This window comes from Acinetobacter sp. YH01019 (assembly GCF_013420285.1).
GTDB classification, from domain to species: Bacteria; Pseudomonadota; Gammaproteobacteria; order Pseudomonadales; family Moraxellaceae; genus Acinetobacter; species Acinetobacter gandensis.
Genome location: NZ_VOYM01000014.1, coordinates 12,725 through 29,478 on the forward strand (window position 1 = coordinate 12,725; position 16,754 = coordinate 29,478).

Consider the following 16,754-nt stretch of genomic DNA (forward strand, 5'->3'; position numbering starts at 1 on the left):
ACCTAGCAAGTAAAGCGAAAAGCTTTCACTGCCTATTCATATCATTCGAGCTGACATTATTGAGATTTTGAGTTTCTAGAGGTAAATGACAAGGAAAAGCTGTACCGATTAAAGTTTGCTGAAGAGCAACGAATTTATGGTTGATGTCGGCATGCTCCTGTTTCAGCTTTTGCACATCCACTGCCCGCGTAAAACCCATTTCTCGGCGGTATTGCTGATATTCTTTAAAATTCGTTAGTATAAAATCATAAAATTGCAGCTCATAATACTTCGAGATACATTGCTTAGATTGGATCGCCTGTTGAACTATTTCATTCTCAGCTTGCCCCATTAGCTTTTCTTCTAATTGTTTTTCGGCCACTTGTGCCCAATAGCCATCTTTTATCAATTGATCATGTGTTTGTTGAAATGTATCTGCATCCATCGCTGAAATTTGTACAGAAATGCAGCTTAAATTTATTATCAGCGCCATTGTAAACAGCACATGAAATTTCATCTTTGAAAACTTAAACATAAAATACAGACCTGTAGCCTTAATACATACAAAAGAAAAGCCGGACAAACCGGCTTTAAATTTCAAATATGCAACTTAGCGACGTGACATAAATGCTAAACGTTCAAGCAATTGCACATCTTGCTCGTTTTTAATCAACGCACCATACAACGGTGGAATTGATTTTGATTTATCAGTGTTACGTAAAATATCTTCTGGCATATCATCTGCCATCAATAAACTTAACCAATCAATCAACTCAGACGTTGAAGGTGGTTTTTTCAGGCCTGGAATTTGGCGTAACTTAAAGAACACTTGTAATGCTTCAGATACCAATGTGTTTGAAATATTATCAAAATGTACATCGATGATTTCACGCATGGTCGCTTCATCAGGGAATTCAATATAATGAAAGAAACAACGACGTAAAAAAGCATCTGGTAATTCTTTTTCATTATTCGAAGTAATAATCACAATTGGACGCTGTGCCGCTGTGATTGTTTCGCCAGTTTCATAGACATAGAACGACATTTTGTCGAGCTCATGCAATAAGTCGTTAGGAAACTCAATGTCTGCTTTATCAATTTCATCAATCAATAAGACACAGCGTTCTTCGCTAGTAAACGCTTCCCAAAGCTTACCCGGCTTAATATAGTTTTTAATATCATAAACACGGTCGTCACCAAGTTGGCTATCACGTAAACGTGAAACAGCATCATACTCATACAGACCTTGCTGTGCTTTCGTGGTTGATTTGATATGCCATGTAATCAGTTTAAGGCCCAAGCTTTCAGCTACTTGTTCAGCCAACAGGGTCTTACCCGTGCCAGGCTCACCTTTAACAAGGAGCGGCTTTTGAAGTGAACGAGCAGCTTTTACAGCCAGTTTTAAGCTATCTGTAGCGATGTATTGCGCTGTACCAGTAAATTGTTGCGTTTCAACAGACATGACATAACCTTATTTTTTTATTTAAAGCGGTGAAGTTTTCTTTTTTACAACCTGTGTAGGCTTTGTAGCAGCATATCGTGACCAGAAATAACCTATCACCAAGCCAATACCAACCACAAACATAATCAGAGATAAATTTGACCAAACTAATGGCTGATCTTTCGTCAACACACCAAAAATCAAACCAAAAATAGCCGGTGCAATTGAAGCATTGGTTCCAGCAGAAACAGTTGGTGTTAATAAAATAGCAAATACCAATAACCAACCTATTGCACCAAATGGCTTAGGTACGCGCTTCATGAGCCCATACCAACACAACAATGCAATCAACGCTCCCCCAAGGTATACCGTGATTGCAATGCTGCTTTCAGGAATTGAGTCCAATACAGTTACTACACCATTCATTTCACAACTCCTGAATTATTGTTATGCACCACGCAAGCCTTCTGGAGCTACTGCGTTTGGATCGATTAAACCTTCAGGCGGCACTTGAATAAAGAAGCCTTTGGTTTCAATTGAGTCCATAACATGCAACACATTAACACGTGCAAGTTTACGAGACTCAGTCAACTCTAAATCCATAACAAATGTCGCACGGCCAAAAGCCTTACGTAACGCTTCAGACAATACATCTAACGGATCGGCAGCTTCAGCTTCGTTTTCTTTCACTTCAGGGCGAGCAACGTAAAGATACATTTCATCTTTTTTGCTCGATTTGTAGATAGAACAGAACATAATTGAATCAATACTCATAAATCGCAAGGCAAAGGATACATCAAAAAAAAGACTGATACATTAGTGTTTATTAACGCATCAGTCGTGAATTTGTATAAGTGATAGTTCTTTAATCAATCTACCCTATTCCATCACCTTCATTTGACGTGATAGATACGTTTCATCTGCATGTAACACCTCTATTAAAGGCTTAGTTAACAAATCATAACGCCAGCCCAATAAATAGTTTGGCAAATCTTGTTCATCATTGTGAAAGACCACGTGTTGATACAAAGCATTTAGCCATTTTTTACGCATCAGCACTTCTTTCGGAACAGTGGTTTCATGCACAGCCTGCTGAATCACTTCATCTACACGCGCACCAATATCCTGCGAAGAGTGACGAATAGGACGCGCCATACGTAGTGGCCATTCTGCTTGCTCAGGTAAGAACTTCAATAAATCCAAAATAGTCTTGCCATGTTCGCGCACGATATTGGCACGAATGTCTTTAATTGAACTCAACTGAAAATTATTACGTGGATTTTTTTCAACCATATCAATAATAGTTGAATTTTTTAAAATAAAACTACGCGGCTGATTTAACGCCTTCACCATTTGCTCACGCCATACCGCTAAATGCTGAATTTGCATAAGCTGACGACGCGAATGGCGATAATTACCAATATCATGATAAAGCTGATGGATTGGTGTTTCTGTACCAATTTCACGCGTTAAATTTTTACAGTCTTCAAGCACACAAGTTAATAAACTTTTTTCAGCCAAATCTTTTTGGATATTTTGACTCAAATTCATTAAATAATGCACATCATTCGCTGCATACATCATTTGTTCAGGTGTTAGTGGTCGAGCTAACCAATCAGAGCGTGTTTGATCTTTATCAATATCAACATTGAGCATGGTTTTAAGCGCATTTTGATAACTCACTTGCAAACCATGTCCTAGGAATGACATTCCAACTTGAGTATCAAATACATTTTGCAAAGACTTGTTCTGTGCATAATGATAGATCAAATCAATATCTTCACTGCATGCGTGAAAAATATTTTGCTGTGCGTTAAACAATTTGTCCCAAAACTGAGTCAAATCAAGGGTTGTACCATCAAGTAAATACACCTGATTTTGCACATTGATTTGAAAAAGTCCCAGTTTTGGCCACAAGGTATCAACTTTAATAAACTCGGTATCGAGTCCATAAATTGAGTTCTGGTTCATCAGATTTAGAACTGTATCTAAGTCCGTTTGCTTTTGAATAAATTGATACATAAATTGCTGAGTCTAATATTAGATGCTCTTTGAGCTTATCTTAACCGATATATAATATTTTTCTATAAGGGTTGATTAAATTTTGAGTATTTATTTCCGTTATATCGGTTTTTTATAAAATAATTCGTTTTTCTGTTATCGTTATAAACTATAACTAATTTAATAATTTAAGAAAAGCGAAACGAATTTCGCTCTACCTTTATTTCATTCTCATGCGGTTGTGTACAGCCTGACTGAGTGTATGGCTATCAACATATTCTAACTCACCGCCTTGTGGTACACCTTGCGCAATACGTGTCATTTGCACTGGTAAATGCTTGGTTGCTTCAACAAGATAATGTGCTGTTGCCTGACCTTCAACCGTGGCATTTGTCGCCAAAATAACTTCTTGAACCTTTCCATCACTTAAACGATGTACCAAGTGTGGAATACCAATTTCATCTGGCCCAATACCATCGAGTGGTGATAGATGCCCGCCAAGGACATGATATTTCCCTCTAAAGCTTCCACTTTGTTCAATCGCCATGACATCTGCTGGTGACTCAACTACACATAATAATTGCTCATCTCGCTCTGCAGATAAACAAATATTACATACTTCATCTTCAGTCAACGAATGACAGATTGAACACTCATGAATATAGTTAGTAGCTTCAGTCAATGCATGCGCTAGACCAATTGCCCCTTCTCTATTTTTCATGATTAAGTGGAGTGCCATACGCTGAGCCGATTTCGGCCCAACGCTTGGCAAAATCCGCAATGCCTGTACAAGTTGATCAAAACGATCACTAAACATTGGGATATTTCCTTAGAATAGACCAGCTAGACCTGGTGGTAGACCCATACCTGAATTTGCAGATTTCATTTTTTCTTCTGCCACTGCTTCAGCTTGACGAGAAGCATCATTCATTGCTGCTGCAATTAAGTCTTCAATCATATCAGCATCATCTTGAAGTAATTCAGGGTTGATTTCGATACGTTTAACGACATGGCGTGCAGTCATCGTTACTTTCACCAGGCCACCACCTGCTTCAGCATGAACTTCGACTTGTGCAAGCTGTTCCTTGGCTTTTTTAATGTTGCTTTCAGCTTCTTTTTGCATGCGCTGAGCTTGCTGCATGAGCATATTAATGTTCATAAAAATCTCCGAACAAAACTGACTAATTGAGTTTAGATAAGATCTAAACCGCGTGAAATATCGCGAATAATATCATTAATATCTTCTAAACCAACAGATACGCGAATTAAACCTTCGCTAATACCTGCAACTTTCTTCGCTTCTGCTGACATACGACCATGTGATGTCGTTGCTGGGTGTGTAATGGTTGATTTCACATCGCCCAAGTTACTTGTAATTGAAAGGAATTTAGTATTATCAATTACAGTCCAAGCACCTTCACGCTCACCTTTTACAACAAATGATACGACACCGCCGAAACCTTTTTGTTGCTTTTTCGCCAAAGCATGACCTTCATGATTTGGAAGACCTGCATAATAAACTTTTTCAACTTTTGGATGTGCATCCAACCATTCAGCCAAAACTTGTGCACTTTCGCAATGTGCTTTCATACGTAGACTGAGTGTTTCTAAGCCTTTTAAAAAGATCCATGCATTAAATGGACTCATAGAATTACCAAGTGTACGAATTACACCAGTAATTTCTTCCATTAATTTTGCACTACCCACAACCGCGCCACCTAAAGCACGACCTTGACCATCAATATATTTGGTTGATGAGTAAATCACGAGATCTGCACCAAATTTAATTGGCTGTTGTAATACAGGTGTACAGAACGTGTTATCTACTGCAAATAAAGCACCATGTGCATGTGCAATATCAGCAATCGCTTGTAGGTCGCCTACTTGCGCTAATGGATTTGATGGTGTTTCAATAAATAAAAGGCGCGTATTCGGTTTGATTGCTTGTTTCCAAGCATCTAAATCTTCTAAATCTACAAATGTAACGTCTACACCAAATTTGATGACATATTTTTCAAATAGAGAAATGATTGAACCAAAGACTGCACGTGAACAAACAACATGGTCACCAGACTTTAAATAGGCCAAAGTAATCGCATGTACACCTGCCATACCCGAACTTGTGGCAACGGCTGCCTCAGCACCATCTAAAACAGCTAAACGTTTTTCAAACGCTTGAACAGTCGGGTTGGTATAGCGTGAATAAGTATTGCCTTCAATTTGACCTGAAAATTTTGCGGCTGCGTCTGCGGCGCTTTCACAAACAAAAGATGAAGTCAGGAAAATTGGCTCACTATGCTCACCCTCAAAAGTACGAGTATGACCTGTACGAATCGCAAGCGTTTCTAATTGATATTCGATGTCGTCTTGTTGGCTCATCTGCATTACTCAGTCTCTGGGACTGCCTTTTGTGAAGAATTGCCAATATTTTGAGCGTCTAAGCTATTTAAGGTCAAGGAATAATACGCAAATATCGCTTAGACTTCGATCAATCCTACAAGGACTCAGGCAATTGACAGTTATGCACCCATTCAAACAAAAATTTATGACGCAGCAGAAAAAATTTAAGCACCTGTCTACTCGGGTATTTAATGCTAAATCGCTCATACTTTCACAATCCACGCCTTTTGAAGTCATTACCGAATATAAACATGCCAAAGTTCGATATTACGCCTCACCAGAACGTAAGTTTAAAGAACCTTTGGTTTTTGTCGCACCACTTGCCATAAATATGTCAATTTATGACCTGTATCCTTATCGTTCACTTGTTAAACATTTTCAGCATAGTGGATTTGATGTCTACCTTTTGGAATGGGGCAAACTCAGCTATCAGGATCGATTCTTAAACTTTATGTCTTTTATTGACGATGTCATACCCTATTGTATTGATCAAATCTGTGAACATTCCAATAGCCGTTATATTTCTTTACATGGTTGGAGCATGGCAGGCGTTTTTGTCACACTTTATACTGCACTTCACCAACCTGAACATGTCAAAAACCTGATGGTGATGGGTGCACCAATAGACAGTTATGCTTCGGGTAAAATTGGTACTTTATTTAAAAAGACCAATCAAATCATTTCGCGTAATAAACGACTTCAAGACACCTTTTATACAGGTAAAATTCCGAAGCATTTTCTGCATACACCAGGCCTAGTCAATGCGCTCGGCTTTAAAATTGTGGACCCTGTCGGATGGTTTAAGAGCCAAAAGCAATTTTTATCTAATTTAGACAATGTGCATGATTTATATGAACACGCAACCATGGGCAACTTTCTCAACCACATGATCGACTATCCTGGCGGTATTAATCAGGACATGGTGTTTAATGTCTGGCTGCAAAATCCACTAAAGACTGGAGTAATTCAGTTAAAAGAACAAAAAATTGAACTTAAAAATATCAATTGCTCTTTACTTATTGGTGCCGGTAAAACCGATCAGATTGTGACTGCAGATGCAGCAAAGCCTTTAAGCGAATTGACAAATAGTCATGATGTCACGTTTACTCTGATTCCCGGTGGTCATCTTGGTTTAATGTCGAGTTCTAAAAGCGCGAATATTTTTTGGCCTGAAATGACTACATGGTTAGAACAACGATCAAGTTTAGTGAAAGACAATATTTAGAGGGTAATTATGATTCAGTCAGTAGCATTTATCGGCTTAGGTGCAATGGGTTATCGAATGGCAGCACACTTACCAAAACAGTTTGATACTGTCTACGTATGGAATCGTAATTTTACTAAAGCAGAACAACATGCATCTGAGTTTGGCACACAAGCGGTCTCACTAGAGCAAGCCGTTCAAGCCGACGTTATTTTTTCATGTTTACCGACCAGCCAAGATGTCGAAAATCTACTTGCAGGTGTTCAACTTAAAGCTGGCTCTATTTGGGTGGATTGTACCAGTGGTGTGCCTGAATCAGCACAAAAGCTTGTTCAAATTGTTAAATCACAAGGAGTAGATTTCTTAGATGCGCCTGTCAGCGGTCAAACTATTGGTGCAGAAAATGGCACACTTACTGTAATGGTCGGTGGTGATATAAAAGCTTTTGAACGTGCACTTCCAGCAATGCAGTGCTTTGGGAAATTGATAAAACATGTGGGGGCATCTGGTGCAGGATTCGCTGTAAAAGCTGTAAACAACATGTTAATGGCTGTAAATCTTTGTGCTGTTGCAGAAGGCTTTACTACACTCAAAGCACATGGTGTTAATCTTAATGAAGCCTTAGACTGTATTAATGCATCAAGTGGCAAAAGCATGGTCACGGAAACCGTTTTACCGCAACGTATATTAAATCGTCAATTTCCATTAACCTTTGCACTTCCGTTACTTGCAAAAGATACTGGCATTGCAGTTGATCTTGTTCGCCAAGCAAAACTGTCCGCACCCGTGTTATCATTAACACAGAATCTAATACAGGCAGCCAGTGATTTATCTGAAGAAAATAGTGACTTTTCCACTGCCGTAACTATGTATGAAAAATGGAGTAAAATTACAATTGAGTAATATCTCGCCATTGAATAAAGATAAATAACCATAATATTTTACTCTAGTGTCAAACACACATTGTTACAAATGACTGAGGAAACTCTCATGAACAAATTTACCCTCGCAACTTTGCTAGGTGCTGTAACTTTAATCGGGGCTTCTACTACTGTTTTAGCATCTGAGCAAGAATGCCAAAAGTTGAAAAATGACCATGATGTGATTTATGCATCAAAAGGTTTCTGCTTTAAAGATCCTGAAGCGAAAGCGAAGTTTGGCAATGACAATTGCTACACAACTAAGCCTAAATTTTCAGAAAAAGAGCAACAACGACTTGACGCCATCAAAGAACGTCAGAAAGAATTGAACTGTAAATAATTACGATTCAGTTTAGCTCAAGGAATTTAGCAATGACTTATGATGATCAAAATATTTTTGCACGTATTTTACGTGGCGAACTTCCAGCATTTAAAGTTTATGAAGACGAGCAAGTTCTCGCATTTATGGATGTAATGCCTCAGGCTGAAGGTCATACCCTAGTCATTCCAAAAACTCCTGCTTTAACCCTGCTTGATTTAGATCCTGAAGCTGCTGCCTATACCATTCAAGTTGTGCAAAAAGTTGCGAAAGCAATGGAAAAAGCTTTGGATGTGAAAGGTATTGTCTTAATGCAGCTTTCTGGCGCAGCTGCGGGCCAAACCGTTCCGCATGTTCATTTCCATCTTATCCCAACATCAGTACATGAGTTAGGTAAGCATGCCGCTCAACTGGGTGATATGGAAAAAATCAAAGCAATTGGTGAAAAAATTAAAGCTGCACTTTAAAATTCACACGAATTTTAATTTGTTATAAATGGAGCTTCGGCTCCATTTTTTGTGTCTCAGCCAAATAATTTCTTTATTAAAATTTTAATTTCCCAAGAAAAACTATAATTTATATTATTGTAATTTATTATCTTTTTAAAAATAATTTTTCAATTTTCTCCTAGCACATTTCATGGATTTGAAATATTTCCTTAATAGAACTGTCTTATTTGTAATGAATACTTAGCGCCATTAGATAGCGAAATTATTTCTAGCCAAGCTACTGATAAAACGTATTGATATGACTGGAAAAGTCTTTTGGAGCTTCAAATGAAAAAAACTCTATGTGCATTAGCAATCGGGGCAACAATTCTTACACCTATGATGGCATCTGCTGCAGATGTAAAAATTTATGGCCGTGCACATGTCTCTCTTGACTATCTTGATGATGGTAAAGATTACAACGAAGTTGGGCTTTCTTCTAACTCTTCACGCTTAGGCTTCAAAGTAGACCAAAAAATCAATGATGACTTAAACGTATTTGCGCAAATAGAACAAGAAGTAAACTTTGCCAGCGGTAGCCAAGACAGCAAAGGTGTAGATTTTTCAACACGTGATACATTTGTTGGCTTAAAAAGCGGTACTTATGGTCAAGCACGTGTAGGTCGCTTCGATAGCCCATTCAAAGTTGCACGTGGTCCAGTTAACTTCTTCGGTGATATGGTCGGTGACGTACGTAACGTAACTCGCGTAGGCAACTTAAAATTTGATGAACGTAACGAAAACACCATCGAATATAAATCACCAAAATTTGGTGGCGGCTTTAACGTCCTCGCTGCAATATCTATGCACTCAGGCACCAATATCGGACGTGTTGATGCTACCACCACTCCTCCTGCAGAAGGTGTAAAAGAGGGCAAAGACGACAACAAAGCTTATGACTTAGCTTTAACCTACAAAGAAGGTCCGATCGACTTTGCTGCGGCATATGAAAAATATGACGAAAATGCTGCAAATGCTGCTGGCAGTGCAGGCCGCGATGCCTTCCGTATTGCAGGTGCATACAAACTCACCGAAGCATTTAACTTAGGTGCGTTATATCAAATTGCAAAACACGATAATGATACGGCAAACCCAGATGCTCAAGTCTTTGGTGTAGCTGGCGAATACAAAGTAACACCTAAAACTTCTGTACGCGGTGAATATTTCTACCGTGATGTAGATGCAGATGACGCAAATGCAAGCTTAGTTGGTGTAGGTGTCGAACACAAATTGGACAGCACCCTACGGGTATACGGCAACTTAGCAACTGTAATTAACGACAAAAATTCAAAACTTAATCCTTGGAAAGAAGGTCGCAGCTTTGGCAATGGTATCAGTGGCGTTGCCGACGAAAATGCGACTGCATTATCACTCGGTCTGCGTTACGACTTCTAAGCTAATCCAAAATAAAAGACAAAAGACATACCTTGGTATGTCTTTTTTATTGAGAAAATTTATTAAATGCAAAATATTTCAAATTTAGCCAAAAAAGTGTGATGTATATTACCTTATATTTTTCAGCAACTTAGAATAATTTTTATTCAAGTTCTAGCTGTAAAAAATTAAGACATATTAATCATGACTAAATTAGTTGGTATTAATACCATTGTATCTTTATATTAATTAGATGTTCATTTTAAGTAAATATAAGTAATTTAGTCGGGATTAATTTTCCAATAAAATATGACTAAATCAGTCAGAATATATCATTTATATACAAGTATTTTACTCGGATATTTTTCACGTAAAATTAGTTTATTTTTTAACTATTTAAATTCATAAGATATTGTTTTAACTTAAGTTAATAATATATTTTTATTTTAACTGTTATAGCTATTTCCTTTTTGTGTAGTTTTGTTAATAATATAAATCAACTTCAAGAAATAGGCTTGTCTCAATGAGCTTAACCTTCAAAGATTTAAATCGTCGTGTGGTCAAAGAAATAACTGCAATTCTAATAATTAAAGTCATTCTTTTAATGATCATTAAAAACATTTGGTTCGACGCCCCTACTATCCCTCAAAATTTTGACAATCAAGTTGCTGAGCATATTGCCGGCAGTCCTTCCCAAACCAAGGAGACACGTTGATGATTTCTGAAAGCGTGGTCGATCTTTCGCGGTTCCAATTTGCAATGACCGCGATGTATCACTTTATTTTTGTTCCACTAACTTTAGGTCTGGCTTTTATTCTTGCCATTATGGAAACCACGTATGTGATTTCGGGTAAAGAAATTTATAAAGACATGACGAAGTTCTGGGGAAAACTTTTCGGTATTAACTTCGCTTTAGGTGTTACTACCGGTTTGACCATGGAATTTCAGTTCGGTACTAACTGGGCATATTACTCACACTATGTAGGTGATATTTTCGGTGCTCCACTGGCTATTGAAGGCTTAATGGCTTTCTTCCTTGAATCTACATTTATTGGTCTATTTTTCTTCGGCTGGGATCGTCTATCCAAAGTCCAGCATTTAGCTGTGACTTGGCTAGTTGCACTCGGTTCGAATATGTCGGCTTTGTGGATTTTGGTTGCCAACGGCTGGATGCAAAACCCAGTTGGTTCTGCCTTTAACTACGAAACAATGCGTATGGAAATGATGGACTTCGGTGCATTGATTTTCAACCCAGTCGCTCAGGTGAAATTCGTACATACTGTTTCAGCAGGTTATGTCACTGGCGCAATTTTTGTACTGGCAATTTCAAGTTACTACTTACTCAAAAAACGTGACTTACCTTTTGCGCGTCGTTCATTCGCCATCGCTGCAATTTTTGGTTTAGCGTCTACGCTTTCAGTAATTTTACTGGGTGACGAATCTGGTTACGAAATTGGCGACGTTCAAAAAACAAAACTCGCTGCAATTGAAGCAGAATGGGATACTCACCCTGCACCAGCACCGTTTACTTTATTTGGTATTCCAAACAAAGAAACCATGTCTACCGACTATGCCATCAAAATTCCTTATGTGATGGGTATCATTGCGACACGTTCAACAACCAAAGAAGTGACAGGTATTAAAGACCTGATCGTTCAACATGAAGAACGTATTCGTAACGGTATGGTTGCATACTCTCAGTTAGAAAAACTCCGTGCAGGCGATACTTCTCCTGAATTAAAAGCCGCATTTGCTGAATCACAAAAAGATTTGGGCTACGGCTTATTGCTTAAGAAATACACTGACAACGTAGTTGATGCATCTGATGAGCAAATTAAAGCCGCTGCGAAAGACACTATTCCGCACGTTCCAAGTTTGTTCTGGGCATTCCGTGCAATGGTCGCTTCTGGTTTCTTAATGCTACTGTTATTCGTACTTGCAACATTTGCTGTAGGTAAACGCAATGCTGAAAACAAACCATGGTTATTGAAATTTGCCTTGTTTGCACTTCCACTCCCTTGGATTGCTGCTCAAACAGGTTGGTATGTTGCTGAAGTTGGCCGTCAACCATGGACTATTGGTGAAGTCCTACCAACTCACCTTTCAGCTTCTAGCTTAAGCACTGGTGATGTATGGGGTTCAATCCTTGCATTGGCCGCGTTCTATACTGTACTTCTTATCATTGAAATGTATTTAATGATCAAATTCTCACGTCTTGGCCCAAGCTCACTTCACACTGGTAAATACCATTTTGAAAAACTTGAAGCTGCGAAAAAGGCAACTGAGGAGTCACAAGCATGATCGAATATGAATTACTCAAAATAATCTGGTGGGTGCTTGTGGGTGTACTACTCATTGGCTTTGCCCTTACAGATGGCTTCGATATGGGTTCAATGGCAATCATGCCATTCGTAGGTAAAAAAGACGAAGAACGTCGTGCGGCAATCAATACGATTGCCCCACATTGGGACGGTAACCAAGTTTGGTTCATTACTGCAGGTGGTGCGTTATTTGCTGCATGGCCTATGGTTTATGCAACAGCATTCTCAGGCATGTATTGGGCACTATTACTGGTTTTATTTGCCCTGTTCTTACGCCCAGTTGGCTTCGACTACCGTTCTAAACTTGAGAACACCAAATGGCGTAACTCTTGGGACTGGGGCCTAGCTGTAGGTGGCGCTGTTCCTGCATTAGTATTCGGTGTAGCTTTTGGTAATATGTTCCTCGGTGTTCCTTTTACACTAGATGAAACTGTACGCTCAACTTATACAGGTAGCTTTTTCGCGCTACTTAATCCATTTGCCTTGGTATGCGGTATTGTAAGTTTATCTATGCTTTGCGCGCACGGTGGTGCATGGCTCATGCTACGTACAGATGGCGACTTACGTGCACGTTCTGCTAAAGCGACTCAAATTATGGGTATCGTTTTCTTGGTTTGCTTCTTGTTAGCAGGGGCTTGGTTATACTTCGGCAACATTCAAGGTTACACTTTGGTTCAACCTTTTGATACCAATGGCGTTGCTAACCCATTAGCCAAAGAAGTCATTACTAATGCTAATCCGGGTTGGATGAACAACTACAGCACATATCCAATTACTATGATTGCTCCAATCATGGCAATTTTGGGCGCTTTAATAGTCATCCTTGCCGCTGGTAAAGGCAAAGCTGGTTTTAGTTTCCTTGGTTCAAGCCTAGCAGTAACAGGTGCGATTCTAACTGCTGGTTTTGCACTATTCCCTTTCCTAATGCCTTCAAGCCTTAATCCAACTGTAAGTTTGACTATGTGGGATGCGGTATCAAGTAAAAATACGCTGACTGTAATGACAGTTGCTGCATGTATTTTCGTACCACTTATTTTGTGTTACACCACTTGGTGTTATTACAAAATGTGGGGCGTGGTCACTAACAAACATATTGAAGAGAATTCACACAGCCTCTACTAAGGCTGTGTCTAAGGAGATAAAACAATGTGGTATTTTGCTTGGATTCTCGGTATTTTGATGGCCTGCTTTGCTGGCGTACTCAGTGCCTTGTATATTGAACATCATCAAGATCTAGATGAGGAATAACAAATGACTGAAGCTGCAATCGAAAAACCTCGTGTAGAAAAAAAACCAAATAAGTTTGCAATGGTCATTTCCTGCCTATTGGCTTTTCCTTTGGCAGCCGTGTTACTTGTACATCCAGCTGCAATGCTGGACGATCAAGGTGGATATAGTCATCGTGCACTAATGTTCATCATGATTGGTATTTCTGGTGGTTTTGTCCATGGTGTTGGCTTTACACCACACCATTGGTTTTGGAAATGGCTGTTTAGCCCGTTTCTATCGTGGCCACTGATGATCTGGGGTTATTACACTTGGTTCTTCAGTTAAATAAAAAAGCCCTCATTGACTGAGGGCTTTTTTATGGTTCGTTTTTCTTGGATTCTACATTTCAGCCATGACACCAATAATCCCATTAATAATCATATCTACCGCAATAGTCCCAATCAGTAAGGCCGACAGTCGCCCCACAATATCAACATAACGGTCAATATATTTGGCATGCTTGTAACGCAAATGGTCATGCGCAAATTTCATTAAAATCATCAAGCCACAGGTCAACGCCAAAGTCAGGAAAATAATCATGGCCGCGCCGCTGATTGGCAGTGCCATACCGGTCACCACAGCAGCACTGATGGTTCCTGGACCAATCATAAAAGGCATGGCAATAGTTCCTGCCAAATGCTCAGGCGCACCACGCATTTCACCAATGGTATCTGCTCCCTGAAACACGTAGCGATAACCAATCACCAAGAAGATCAGACCACCAAATATTTGAAAGGCTTCAAAGCGTACATTTAAATATTTACTAAAAATCGCTTCCCCACCCCATGCGAACAGCATAAATACTATAAAAGCAATGAGACAGCCCTGAATCAAGGCCTTATTAAACACTTTAGCTTCGGAGTTCCGAATCATGCCAATCATGTAAATACTCATTAAAAACGGATTCAGCAATGAGAAAAACAAAGCAAAAGCATGTAAATATGAGGTCAACATGGTTCCTCCTAATTATCCTTGAGGGTCTGGAAATAAGGGACGATTCCCCGGACTGATTCGATTGATGTGTAAGAAGGTCATGTGACGTTCATAACGATCCAGCACATCATTAATCACTTGCTCTTTGGTGTACCCGACTAAGTCGTTGCCTTGAGAACCTTCATACAAATAAGTTTCAAGACGGTAATAGAAGCGTTTACCCAGTTTGCCACGCTCACTAAAGGTCGGCGCGATATAACGCACTGGCCAAATTTGATAGACAAAGTTTTGCTCTTCTTCCAAATGAATCATCAAATCTAAATGATACAGATTTGGGTCTTCTTCTAGCGCACTTTCTTGAACACTGATGTCGATACCTCGTTTTTGCATTTCTTCTGCAACGGCCATTACCGCAGGTCGGCAGATGTCATCGAGCATACGCCGAGTATCAGTTGTTCCTGGATGGTGCATGACTCGGGACAAACGCTTTTTCCAGTTGAGGATGTCGACATTGCCCACCACGGGTGCGGCATTTAAGCTGCTACTGGCTTGTCGATAGTCTTCTAACCGCAGTGATTTATACAAACCTGCCATCACCAAGAACATCACAAAACTAAACGGCAACCCCATAATAATCGTGGCATTTTGTAGTGCCGTAATCCCGTTAGCCATCAACATTGCAAGGGTCAATAAACCAATCGCTATTGCCCAGAACACGCTCAACCATCGCGGTGCATCATGATCGACATTGGTAAATTGAGTGGTGAAATTACCCAATACCAGTGCACCAGAGTCCGCTGAGGTCACATAAAATAGTAAACCAGTAATTGTGGCTACACCTGCAATAAACGGAAACCATGGATACTGTGCTAGCAAGTCATAAAAACCATGTGCTGGGTTGGCAATGACACTTTGTGCAAGGGCTAAATTACCATCAAAAATCACACTATGTAGTGCACTATTTCCAAAAATTGATAACCACGTAAGTGTGAAAAACAGAGGAATAATGAGAGTTCCACTAACAAACTCACGAATGGTTCGACCACGTGAAATACGTGCTAAAAACAAACCTACAAATGGTGACCAAGCCACCCACCATGCCCAAAAGAATAATGTCCAACTGTTCATCCATTCTTTCGGTTGTTGAAAGGCAAAACTCTCCAAAGTCATACTTGGAAAACGGTTAATGTAATCCCCAATATTTTGCACAAAAGCATTCAGTAAAAACTCGGTATTGCCTAAAAACAAAATAAATAGCATCAACCCGACAGAAACATAAATATTGATCTCAGAGAGAACTCGCAGTCCCTTATTCACCCCTGAAGTCACTGAAATAATCGTCATTGCCACCGCAACCACAATTAATGCGGTTTGCATCCAGAGGTTTTCAGGTAAATCGAACAACACATGTAAGCCATAGTTCAGCTGTACTACCCCAATCCCGCAGGTTGTCGCAATACCAAAAATAGTCCCAATGACCGCAGCGGTATCAACACTATGACCGATCGGCCCATGAATCTTATTGCCAAAGATTGGATATAAAGCAGAGCGAATGGTCAGTGGTAAGTTATAGCGATAACTAAAATACCCTAATGCCATGCCAATCAAGGCATACATACACCATCCCGTTAGACCATAGTGAAACAGGGTCCACACCATGCCTTGACGTGCAGCTTCTAGGGTCTGCCCCTCACCCACAGGTGGATGCATATAGTGGGATAAAGGCTCCGCTACCGAGAAAAACATCAAATCGATGCCTATCCCAGCTGAGAACAACATTGCAGACCAGCTTAAAAGGCTAAATTCTGGCTTGGAATGTTTGGGGCCTAATTTAATGTTGCCGTAGCGAGAACAGGCAATAAAAATGACAAAGACCATATACAAGGTCGCTGCGAGTAAGTAATACCAACTAAAAGTTGAACTTACCCACGCCAAAACCGTATTCAAGGTTCGGTTAGCAAAGTCATTAAACAAAATGGTGGTAATAGAAAAAATTAAAATAATGAGAGCTGAAATATAAAAGACCACACCATTTAAACGGTCTTTAGGCGCTAATGTTTGATCATCAACTGCTCTTGGATTATCTGTCGCCATACAATCCTCAA

At 39.5% G+C, this 16,754-nt stretch carries 20 protein-coding genes; 10 read left to right on the forward strand and 10 right to left on the reverse strand.

The genetic code is table 11. From position 1 onward, the window contains the following. Nucleotides 1–25 precede the first annotated feature (25 nt). From FTT84_RS05450 to FTT84_RS05485, 8 genes are all read right to left on the reverse strand, one after another. Nucleotides 26–580 carry a hypothetical protein gene (locus FTT84_RS05450; RefSeq protein WP_180080323.1) on the reverse strand — a complete coding sequence of 185 codons (555 nt, stop codon included), beginning with the start codon at nt 578–580 and terminating at the stop codon, nt 26–28. A 9-nt stretch (nt 581–589) separates the two neighbouring features. Then, the gene (locus FTT84_RS05455; RefSeq protein ID WP_180056808.1) at nt 590–1,441 is read right to left on the reverse strand and encodes a MoxR family ATPase; all 852 of its coding nucleotides are present in this window, start codon (nt 1,439–1,441) and stop codon (nt 590–592) included. A gap of 21 nt (nt 1,442–1,462) precedes the next feature. Beyond that, complete coding sequence (locus tag FTT84_RS05460; RefSeq protein WP_067767080.1) at nt 1,463–1,846, reverse strand: hypothetical protein; 384 nt, start codon at nt 1,844–1,846, stop codon at nt 1,463–1,465. A gap of 21 nt (nt 1,847–1,867) precedes the next feature. Continuing rightward, nucleotides 1,868–2,176, reverse strand: coding sequence for a YcgL domain-containing protein (locus tag FTT84_RS05465; RefSeq protein ID WP_067767594.1), 309 nt, complete (start codon nt 2,174–2,176; stop codon nt 1,868–1,870). 123 nt (nt 2,177–2,299) lie between these two features. Then, nucleotides 2,300–3,442, reverse strand: coding sequence for an HRDC domain-containing protein (locus tag FTT84_RS05470; protein ID WP_180056806.1), 1,143 nt, complete (start codon nt 3,440–3,442; stop codon nt 2,300–2,302). A 199-nt stretch (nt 3,443–3,641) separates the two neighbouring features. Next, the gene (gene recR, locus FTT84_RS05475) at nt 3,642–4,238 is read right to left on the reverse strand and encodes a recombination mediator RecR (RefSeq protein WP_180080321.1); all 597 of its coding nucleotides are present in this window, start codon (nt 4,236–4,238) and stop codon (nt 3,642–3,644) included. Between the two features lie 12 nt (nt 4,239–4,250). Further along, entirely contained in the window at nt 4,251–4,580 is a 330-nt protein-coding gene (locus FTT84_RS05480) for a YbaB/EbfC family nucleoid-associated protein (protein ID WP_067767089.1), read from the reverse strand. 32 nt (nt 4,581–4,612) lie between these two features. Beyond that, nucleotides 4,613–5,800 carry an O-succinylhomoserine sulfhydrylase gene (locus FTT84_RS05485; protein ID WP_180056805.1) on the reverse strand — a complete coding sequence of 396 codons (1,188 nt, stop codon included), beginning with the start codon at nt 5,798–5,800 and terminating at the stop codon, nt 4,613–4,615. A 142-nt stretch (nt 5,801–5,942) separates the two neighbouring features. On the opposite strand from FTT84_RS05485, the gene FTT84_RS05490 reads away from it, so the two are divergent. From FTT84_RS05490 to FTT84_RS05535, 10 genes are all read left to right on the forward strand, one after another. Further along, the gene (locus tag FTT84_RS05490; protein WP_067767095.1) at nt 5,943–7,046 is read left to right on the forward strand and encodes an alpha/beta fold hydrolase; all 1,104 of its coding nucleotides are present in this window, start codon (nt 5,943–5,945) and stop codon (nt 7,044–7,046) included. Between the two features lie 9 nt (nt 7,047–7,055). Further along, a complete protein-coding gene (locus FTT84_RS05495) occupies nt 7,056–7,928 on the forward strand; it encodes an NAD(P)-dependent oxidoreductase (protein ID WP_180080318.1) in 873 nt (290 codons plus the stop codon). Between the two features lie 87 nt (nt 7,929–8,015). Further along, nucleotides 8,016–8,285: a YARHG domain-containing protein gene (locus FTT84_RS05500; protein WP_180080315.1), complete on the forward strand. Its 270-nt coding sequence runs from the start codon at nt 8,016–8,018 to the stop codon at nt 8,283–8,285. A gap of 32 nt (nt 8,286–8,317) precedes the next feature. After that, nucleotides 8,318–8,731: an HIT family protein gene (locus FTT84_RS05505; RefSeq protein WP_180080312.1), complete on the forward strand. Its 414-nt coding sequence runs from the start codon at nt 8,318–8,320 to the stop codon at nt 8,729–8,731. A 309-nt stretch (nt 8,732–9,040) separates the two neighbouring features. Further along, nucleotides 9,041–10,147, forward strand: a complete 1,107-nt coding sequence (locus FTT84_RS05510) for a porin (protein WP_180080309.1) — start codon at nt 9,041–9,043, stop codon at nt 10,145–10,147. Nucleotides 10,148–10,649: 502 nt separating this feature from the next. Further along, nucleotides 10,650–10,841 (forward strand): cytochrome oxidase putative small subunit CydP, encoded by a 192-nt coding sequence (cydP, locus tag FTT84_RS05515; RefSeq protein ID WP_180080307.1) that lies wholly within the window; start codon nt 10,650–10,652, stop codon nt 10,839–10,841. Beyond that, nucleotides 10,841–12,427, forward strand: a complete 1,587-nt coding sequence (locus tag FTT84_RS05520) for a cytochrome ubiquinol oxidase subunit I (RefSeq protein ID WP_180080304.1) — start codon at nt 10,841–10,843, stop codon at nt 12,425–12,427. The genes cydP and FTT84_RS05520 overlap by 1 nt, the downstream gene beginning before the upstream one ends. Next, nucleotides 12,424–13,569 (forward strand): cytochrome d ubiquinol oxidase subunit II, encoded by a 1,146-nt coding sequence (gene cydB / locus FTT84_RS05525; RefSeq protein WP_067767117.1) that lies wholly within the window; start codon nt 12,424–12,426, stop codon nt 13,567–13,569. The genes FTT84_RS05520 and cydB overlap by 4 nt, the downstream gene beginning before the upstream one ends. 24 nt (nt 13,570–13,593) lie before the next feature. Then, nucleotides 13,594–13,695 (forward strand): cytochrome bd-I oxidase subunit CydX, encoded by a 102-nt coding sequence (cydX, locus tag FTT84_RS05530; RefSeq protein WP_002120988.1) that lies wholly within the window; start codon nt 13,594–13,596, stop codon nt 13,693–13,695. Between the two features lie 3 nt (nt 13,696–13,698). Then, entirely contained in the window at nt 13,699–14,001 is a 303-nt protein-coding gene (locus FTT84_RS05535) for a cyd operon YbgE family protein (protein WP_067767119.1), read from the forward strand. Between the two features lie 54 nt (nt 14,002–14,055). Here the strand turns inward: FTT84_RS05535 and FTT84_RS05540 are convergent, their stop codons facing one another. Both FTT84_RS05540 and FTT84_RS05545 read right to left on the reverse strand, forming a co-directional pair. Continuing rightward, nucleotides 14,056–14,670 carry a MarC family protein gene (locus FTT84_RS05540; protein WP_004981851.1) on the reverse strand — a complete coding sequence of 205 codons (615 nt, stop codon included), beginning with the start codon at nt 14,668–14,670 and terminating at the stop codon, nt 14,056–14,058. Nucleotides 14,671–14,682: 12 nt separating this feature from the next. Next, nucleotides 14,683–16,743: a choline transporter gene (locus FTT84_RS05545; protein ID WP_067767122.1), complete on the reverse strand. Its 2,061-nt coding sequence runs from the start codon at nt 16,741–16,743 to the stop codon at nt 14,683–14,685. Nucleotides 16,744–16,754 lie beyond the last annotated feature (11 nt).